Raw genomic sequence first — 8076 nt, 5'->3', positions numbered from 1 at the left:
ATTTAATGCAGAGGCAACCAAAACCTTAATCGTTTCAAACTCAACTTTTTTGCTAAAAGCAATCACCAGCTTTTTGTATAAAATAACTTTTTTCTATCACTGAACATATCGCTTTTCTGTACTCGGGTTTATCATCTATGTTAGTACCTTAGCTAATTATCATTCTTTATCAGAGTGTAGACCACTTTCTGCAATTTGATAGTCGCTAATAAAGTCTTTTGAGAGGGCATTTTGTACTCGCAAACAAGCGATATAAGGTGTTCAAAAGAGAGCGACTCACTCAGCATAGGTGTAAGTTTCAATAATTGGAGGTTTCGCTTAATTGAATTGGTTAAACTCTTATAATTATCGGTCTCATAAAAGCAACAAGGGAGATGAGCTAAAGGTACCAAAGCTGACGGGCTTGGTACCTTCCGATTTATAAGAAGTCTATAGCACCATTGCGGCTATCCAGCCAAAGCATAATAATGGGATGTTGAAGTGAATAAACGTTGGTACTACGGAATCCCAGATGTGATCATGCTGTCCATCGGCATTAAGTCCTGAGGTTGGTCCAAGTGTAGAATCTGACGCTGGGGAGCCCGCATCACCCAGTGCTCCCGCTGTTCCCACCAAGGCTGCGGTCGCCATAGCCGAAAAACCAACTTCTAGAGACAAAGGTACAAATAGCGTGGCAATGATTGGCACGGTTGAAAATGAACTGCCAATTCCCATGGTAATAAGTAAACCAACAAGTAGAATCATTGCTGCAGCAAGTGGTTTATTATCGCCAACAAAATCGGCACAACTTGCTACTAAACTTGTCACATCGCCCGTTGCTTTCATGACAGAGGCAAAGCCTTGAGCAGAGATCATGATAAAACCTATCATGGCCATCATCGCTACGCCTTTGCTGAAAACATCGGAGTTTTGTTCCCATTTCACAATACCAAAAAGGCTAAAAATCATCACACCAACAAGCCCACCTAATATCATTGAGCCACTGATATTTTGAGCAATGAGAGAAGCCAACACTGCTGCGCCGCCGACGATCATCACTTTAGTTGCTTCTTGGCCTTCAGGTACCGTGCTTGATTGAGTACTTTGCTGTTGACTCATTTCATAAACTCGCTTTTTACGATAAGTAATGAAAACGGCAACCAACAGTCCTATCAACATACCAAGCGCAGGGATCACCATAGCATAAGGCACGTCAAACTTAACCAATTCTAAACCATTGTCTACTAGGTTTTTATGCAAAATAGAGTAAAGGTAAATGCCACCGAATCCATACGGCAACACCATATAACTGGTCGCTAAGCCAAACGTTAAAATACATGCAATCGCACGGCGGTCTATCGTCAGCTTGTTCAGTACGACTAATAGCGGCGGAATGAGGATCGGAATAAACGCAATGTGGACAGGCACAAGGTTTTGTGACGCAATTGAGCAAGCCAAAATAATGACCATTATAAACATGCTTAAGAAAGTTGAGCCTTCACTATCATTGGCATTAACTAATCTAAGAAGCTTTTGCGCGAGTATTTGCGTCAAGCCAGACTTTGAAATAGCAACTGCAAACCCACCTAACATGGCATAGCTCAGAGCTATTTCTGCTCCTCCAGATAAGCCATCATTGAAGGCGTTTAAGGTTGTCTTCAAATCCAAACCGGCCACTAAACCTGCTGCCATTGCACTGACGGTCATAGCGACAATCACATTTATTCTACATAGGGTTAACCCCAACATGAGCAAGACGCCCAAAATAACAGCATTCATACTATTTTCTTGCCTTTCTTTTTATTGATTTGTACAACATCTTCAACTCACTAAGCTCAAATTTGGTGAGTGGTTTCTGTTGATACTGTGACTTTTCAATTAACTGATAAAACTGCCAAAGTGATACTTCTAATTCAGGAAATAACTTAGACAACTCAGCAATATGCTGCTTCGCCGTTGTGCCACTTAGCTGCTCTTTGAAATCGGACACTATAGCATTGTAATAGACAAGTTCGATAGGGCGTTTATGCTGAGTGAACCGCTTACTGAGGTAAAATAATGCGATTGAAACCAAAAGCAGCATAAACAGTGAGAATATCCCCGCCCAAAGTTGGCCACTGCTACCGAACCATTCCTTAAACAATGCACCTTGTTTTTCTTTATCAAAATTAATAACGACACGAGTCCACTGATAGTCTAGTTCTTCAAGCTGTAATCGTAACCAGTTAATAGACTGCCAATTAGACAGTCCAATTAAGCTGTAGCCTAAACCACTTTTAAACTCGCTTGATAATTGCTCTAATTGAGAAAGACTTCCTGTCATTCTTTCTGGGGCAATCCAAGCAGTTGGATCTAAGCGCTGCCAGCCAACTCCTGGTGTGAAATACTCAACCCAAGCATGTGCGTCATATTGATAAATGCTGTAATAGCCTTGATTGTCATTTTTTTCACCGCCCAAATAACCTGATACTAAGCGAGCAGGGATATCCGCGCTTCGTAGCAAAAATGCAGCTGCGGAAGCATAGTGACCACAAAATCCATTAAACGAGTTAAATAGAAAGTCATCAATTCTATCGTCCGATTGGGTTGTAGTTGGTGTTAAGGTATAGACGAAACCATTTTGCAAAAAATAGCGCTGCATTAATTCAATGAATTGGCTCGTTGTTGTCGATTGGCTATCCCAATCGCGCGCCAGTTGCCTTGCCTGTTGATTAATGCCGTCAGGTAATGCGGTGTTGCGCCTATAATACCAGGGTCTCAACGAATCTTGTGGCTCAAAATCAGTGAAATCGATTTGATACTCGACCGGTTTCGCCGATAGGTTTTTCAAATAAACCGTACCAAATACATTACTATTTAACTTAGCGCTTCTCGAATACGAGTATGCTAGGCCGTATAACCAAGGAAGTTGACTAGGCTGAGCAATAATAGTCGCTGTACCAGTCGCTTCATTGGGTAATGCTCTAATATTGGTACCTTGATACTCAGAAACTTTCCATTGTCGTCCGTCAAATTCATCGTGAATAATCGCACGCCAATAGAAAGGTCCAGTTTGTTGAGTGTTTTCAAATGATGCCCTAAATACCAAGTCGCTGGATTGGGATAGGTTTGCGATATTAAAAGGATCTACATTCTCAGATAACCCTGTTTTTGCTTGATTCTGCGGTGCAGGTAACTGCCAAAATGCTGGGAGTTTTGGTAAAAAAACGACTAATAAAGTAGCCACAGGCAGCACCAATACCAATCCCTTTGCACTTACCTTAAGCGCAGATTTGAACCTTAGGTTTTGCTCAAGATTAAGCATGATAGCTAAATTAGCTGCCAACAAAATTAATACCAAAAATGCAGCAAATATACTTTGTGTAAAAAGAAATAAGCACGGGTAAGTAAAAAAATTCAAAATACATATTTGTGTAAATTGGCGAGCTTGCGTAGCGTGAATTTGCTTAAGCAGCGATGCAACCAACATCAGAGCCACAAAAACATTCACGCTGTTTTTTAGACCTATTAATGAGGCCGTCGCAATAGCGCCAAGTAAAGTGACCAAGTTAATAAAGCGAATGCTTAACATGTTTGGCTTAGTCACTAATCTTGATGCTTGCCACAGCGTTAAAACGGTACATAATCCGACAAAGCCGATACCAAAATCATCGACAAGAATAATGCTCAACAACCATAAGAAGAATGACGTGCTGTAGTACCATTTTGGAAAGCTAGAATTCACTTAACGCCTCCAAACAACATTGTTTATGAGCTTCACCTTGACCGAAGGGGATCCTGTTTTGTTGAAGTAACAGAGCATAACTTGTTTGTTGCTTATCGGCGTCAAGTACCATACTACAGAGCTTGCTCAGGCGCTCTTCCTTGCTACCAGAAAGCTTAGAATAGTCAAAGATAACGCGGTATAAGTCAGCAGACTCTGGCGCGTTTTGTTTTACTAACATCTGTTCCGTCTTGGCGTAATGCTTCCAAGAAACACGACTCAAGCTCATGCCTTTTTGATATTGTGCGAGATGGTCAAATTCAGCTGAGCGTTCTTTCTGTTGTATGCCTTGGCTGGTATTTGATGCATTGCCGTAGCTAAACTCCGTGTTTATAACGGATAATGGAGTAGGGTAAACGTAGAAAACATCGTGTGGTTTTATATACGACCAGGTACGAATAAGACCAAATGGGAAGTAGCTGAGAATTTTAATTACCCCAGTATCATATATACCACGAGGTAATTCAGGGGCGGCTAACTCGATAACTTTTTCATCACTTACTTTCGAAATATGGGTTGCCGTTTGGTTGTATTCACTTGATAGTCTGAGTGATTGGATCTCTGCGCCAGATGAAATACTGAGTCTAATAGATGAACTATATGGGCTAAAATTAGCATTACTACCCAGATACCGAACATTTGTATTGTTCAGGTTGAAAAAACCTAAAAATAGGGCGGCTATCATCATCACAGCCATAATGTAGGACACTGCAAGTATCAGATTATTCTGATAGTTGATCCCCAATACGAAATTAAGCAAAGCCACAGCGATAAAAAAACCGCCATCCTTAGATGGCAGTATGTAGATATTATTATGAGATAACCGTATTTCTGAACGTTGATGTCGTTTATAAATATGCTGCTGAACTTTCCGTTTCAAGCGGTTAATCATGCTTAATGTACCGGTACGTTTTGAAAGACCTGCGTCTGAACTTCTGCTTCATTAGTTGTGGTGACGCCAAGTCGATGGGCACAGACTGAAGTGAAAACGGCTTGAACATCATCGGGGATCACGAAATCTCGACCACTAATAAACGCATATGCACGACTTGCGGCTGCAAGCGCGATACTAGCTCTTGGCGATAAAGGGTCGCTAAATTGACCTGAGCTGCGTGTGTAGTTAACTAAGCGAAGGATATAATCAATAATAGCGTCACTTAGCACTATATTGGGCACAACTTGCTGATACGCCAAAAGTGTTTTGCCATCGATCACTTGCGGTGCTTGAGTCAGTTTTCTCGCTTTTCCAGCTAATTTAATTAACTGTGCTTCTGCTATTTCCGAAGGGTATCCCAAGCTTATACGCATAAAAAAGCGGTCTAGTTGCGATTCTGGCAATGGATGCGTGCCAGATTGATGCTGAGGATTTTGCGTTGCAATCACAAAAAATGGGCTAGGGAGTTCATGGCTCACGCCATCAATGGTTACTTGGTGTTCTTCCATGGATTCCAATAAGGCGCTTTGCGTCTTTGGACTTGCGCGGTTGATTTCATCGGCCAGTAAAACTTGGCTGAAAATAGGACCAGGATGGAATTCGAATGACTGATTTTCACGGTTAAAAATGGAAGTACCTGTAATATCAGCTGGGAGTAGATCGCTAGTAAATTGCACTCGACGATATGTCAGACCTAGCACGTCGGCAAGAGAATGAGACAGCGTCGTCTTACCCATACCTGGCAAATCCTCAATTAGCAAATGACCTCGGCACAAAAGACTGCAGATCGCGAGCTTTACTTGTTCAGGCTTTTCTAAAATAACGGTAGAAAGCGCATCGGTAAGTTTCTTTATTTGTTCATTCATGTAACCAGCTCTAAACGCTTCATTACCGAATCCACTTTGTGTGCATTGAAAGGTTTAGCGATAAAGCCCTTAGCACCAAGCTCCCAAGTATTTTGAACATTCTCCATACTATTATGGCCAGAGCACATGATGACATGAGACACTGGAAAGTTTTCGTTAATGTAGGATAGGATCTCGGTACCATCTGTATCGGGAAGCTCAATATCTAAAAAGACAACACTGGGCTGCTTATGCTTTAGTAGCGGCTTTGCGGAGTCAAAGTCTTCACAACCATAAACTTCTTCAAACCCTAAGTTCTCCAAAATCTGTGTCAGAAAATCTCTGATCTCAACAGCGTCATCAATTATCAAGATTGGTTCTAGCGGTCTTACAAATTCCATATGTCGATACTTCAAATTACAAATTCAACCACATACTATAAAAAGCTAAACCATAGCTCAATAGAAAATACGGTAAACTTTTTATTAATGTCCGATACCGTCTAGTATTGGACATATTGGAGATGATTAAATTGGCTTTCTTGATATTACAATCACTACAGATATAACATCCTATAATTTAGATTATGTTAAATACGATGAATTAAAAGAGAGACTAGCTTACTCTCTTATACAATCAAAATTTCGTTGGATGTTTACGGGCTACTTTTTGACCTGAATTCGTTTTCGAATGTAAAACTGACACTGCTGTTTCTAATGCTACGTCTTTACCATTTTTGTCCATGTCGCCAGCCACGATTATATTTGGTTCGAAGTCTTCACGAAAACCACCATTTACGTGATATAAACGTTCAAATCCAACTTCAACCCAAGCGTCACTTTGAGCAAGGTCGAGACGTTTGATCCCGCCGAGTAAATCAGCCATCGGTGCACCAATTATTGCATCCGCACCCAAAGCATCAAAACCTATTGTCATTCCTTCTCCAATGCTGCCAGTCCAGCGCCCAGCAAGTACGACAAACGGAACCTTTATCTGTTGCTTTGCTGGTTTAGTGAGCGCGTCTTTTAACTCTGCTTTGTTGAATTGTACAGTTCCTGTTTGCGTACGGTACTTTTGATATACGCTTGGCGCAGCAGTAAAATGTCCAAGTATGGGTTCTGCTACGCCTGTATTTCCGCCGCTGGGTGTATTTCTAAGGTCAATAATATAACCTTTCACTTCACCTAGAGACTTTAATGCAGCTTTAAACTCAGCAACGGTTTGGGTGTTACCCATGGCGTTATTAAATCGAATATGACCAAATTCATCTATTTTTTCGTAGGATACTTTAAGCCCTTTGCCTAGCGCATTTATTGCATCGTAACTTGCGGCAAGTTCGACGGTGACTAACTTTGTATCCCTTTTAAATTCAATTTCGCGTGTTTTATAACGTTTTCCTCCTAACGCAACATTCAGTGCGTAACTCTTCTGAGCCTTATTTAATTGACTCAATGGCACCTGCATTACGTCTTGGATGGCTTGAGTTATCGTATTTCCATCTATCTTCACCACGATATCTCCGGGTTTTAATCCTTTAACATCTGCATCGCTACTACGCTTGACGTCAATAATAAGTGCACTGTTATCATAGAATTCGACATACATATCTGCACCTGTTGGATAGACACTGTAATCCTCTTCATTTAATGGACCTAGATTGAGATGCGGATCTGTAAAGTGGCGTAAATATGCTTGGCTTAAGTCAATAAAGGCCTGCTTTGAGTCTAAGTTATTTAACTTCTTTTCAAATAACTGCCGAGTTTGTTGGTAACCTTTAAAGTCCTCTAAATAAGCGTAATGGGTTTGCAAGTTATGATCGAGTTCTTTCCAAGCATTCAATGCGCTAAAGGTCTCAGCTTTTGCTGCAAAATTTGAAGTTAGAATGAAGCTGGTGCATAAAAAAGCACTTAATTTCATATTGTTATGTCCTTGTTATTATTATTTAATCCCAGTTATTTCATACTAATGAAGCGCAGCGCTAAATGGAATGCCTTTGCAGATATCTGCTTCTGCGATGAGAATTTCTTCTAGGCGGTTATCTATTGTTAATTTGTCGAAATACTCATAGCCGAGCTCCACAAAGAGGTTTTTATGCTTTTCTTCTGACTTAGCAATGGCAACATAAAAGTCTTTCTCTTTGCCTTCAGGAAGCGCTTCTGCAACTAAAGAAAAACGCTCATGGCCCCTAGCCTCAATTACTGCGCCAATCAGCAATCTATCAATTAAATATTCATCTGTGCCTTGGCGGAAAAGTGCGCGCATTTGTTTTATATAGGGGTCTTTTTGATCGTTACCTAGTAGCGTACCACGCTCGGTTAAGATCTTAAGTACCTGTTTAAAATGGATCATTTCTTCTATTGCGAGATCTGCCATTGCTTTTACCAGCTTGATCCTATCTGGGTAATGACCAAGCATTGCCATCGCCATTCCCGCTGCTTTTTTTTCTGCAGCGGCGTGATCTTGAAGAAAGGTATCAAAGTCGGCTAGGACTTTTTCAGTCCAGCTAAAAGGTGTGTGATATTTTAATTCAAACATAATTCTATCTTGTATATACA

The 8076-nt window shown here is 40.8% G+C and carries 7 protein-coding genes; all 7 read right to left on the bottom strand.

Annotated elements, in window-relative coordinates; translation table 11 throughout:
• Positions 1 to 429: 429 nt before the first annotated feature.
• Positions 430 to 1758 carry a Na+/H+ antiporter NhaC family protein gene (locus tag L1D50_RS19355; protein ID WP_128728113.1) on the bottom strand — a complete coding sequence of 443 codons (1329 nt, stop codon included), beginning with the start codon at positions 1756 to 1758 and terminating at the stop codon, positions 430 to 432.
• A 1-nt stretch (position 1759) separates the two neighbouring features.
• Positions 1760 to 3703, bottom strand: a complete 1944-nt coding sequence (locus L1D50_RS19350; protein ID WP_239966629.1) for a DUF3488 and transglutaminase-like domain-containing protein — start codon at positions 3701 to 3703, stop codon at positions 1760 to 1762.
• On the bottom strand, positions 3693 to 4622 hold the full coding sequence (locus L1D50_RS19345) for a DUF58 domain-containing protein (RefSeq protein ID WP_239966628.1): 930 nt from the start codon (positions 4620 to 4622) through the stop codon (positions 3693 to 3695). The genes L1D50_RS19350 and L1D50_RS19345 overlap by 11 nt, the downstream gene beginning before the upstream one ends.
• Positions 4623 to 4636: 14 nt before the next feature.
• Positions 4637 to 5542 carry an AAA family ATPase gene (locus tag L1D50_RS19340; protein WP_239966627.1) on the bottom strand — a complete coding sequence of 302 codons (906 nt, stop codon included), beginning with the start codon at positions 5540 to 5542 and terminating at the stop codon, positions 4637 to 4639.
• Positions 5539 to 5922, bottom strand: a complete 384-nt coding sequence (locus L1D50_RS19335) for a response regulator (RefSeq protein ID WP_128728117.1) — start codon at positions 5920 to 5922, stop codon at positions 5539 to 5541. The genes L1D50_RS19340 and L1D50_RS19335 overlap by 4 nt, the downstream gene beginning before the upstream one ends.
• 235 nt (positions 5923 to 6157) lie before the next feature.
• The gene (locus tag L1D50_RS19330; protein WP_239966626.1) at positions 6158 to 7438 is read right to left on the bottom strand and encodes a S41 family peptidase; all 1281 of its coding nucleotides are present in this window, start codon (positions 7436 to 7438) and stop codon (positions 6158 to 6160) included.
• A 45-nt stretch (positions 7439 to 7483) separates the two neighbouring features.
• Positions 7484 to 8056 (bottom strand): tRNA-(ms[2]io[6]A)-hydroxylase, encoded by a 573-nt coding sequence (locus tag L1D50_RS19325; protein ID WP_039495868.1) that lies wholly within the window; start codon positions 8054 to 8056, stop codon positions 7484 to 7486.
• Between the last annotated feature and the right edge of the window lie 20 nt (positions 8057 to 8076).

The sequence above is a fragment of the Pseudoalteromonas sp. Isolate6 genome, assembly GCF_022398435.1.
Taxonomy (GTDB): Bacteria; Pseudomonadota; Gammaproteobacteria; order Enterobacterales; family Alteromonadaceae; genus Pseudoalteromonas; species Pseudoalteromonas galatheae.
The sequence above is the reverse complement of the archived record's forward strand: the minus strand, read 5'-3'. Positions and strand labels throughout refer to the sequence as shown.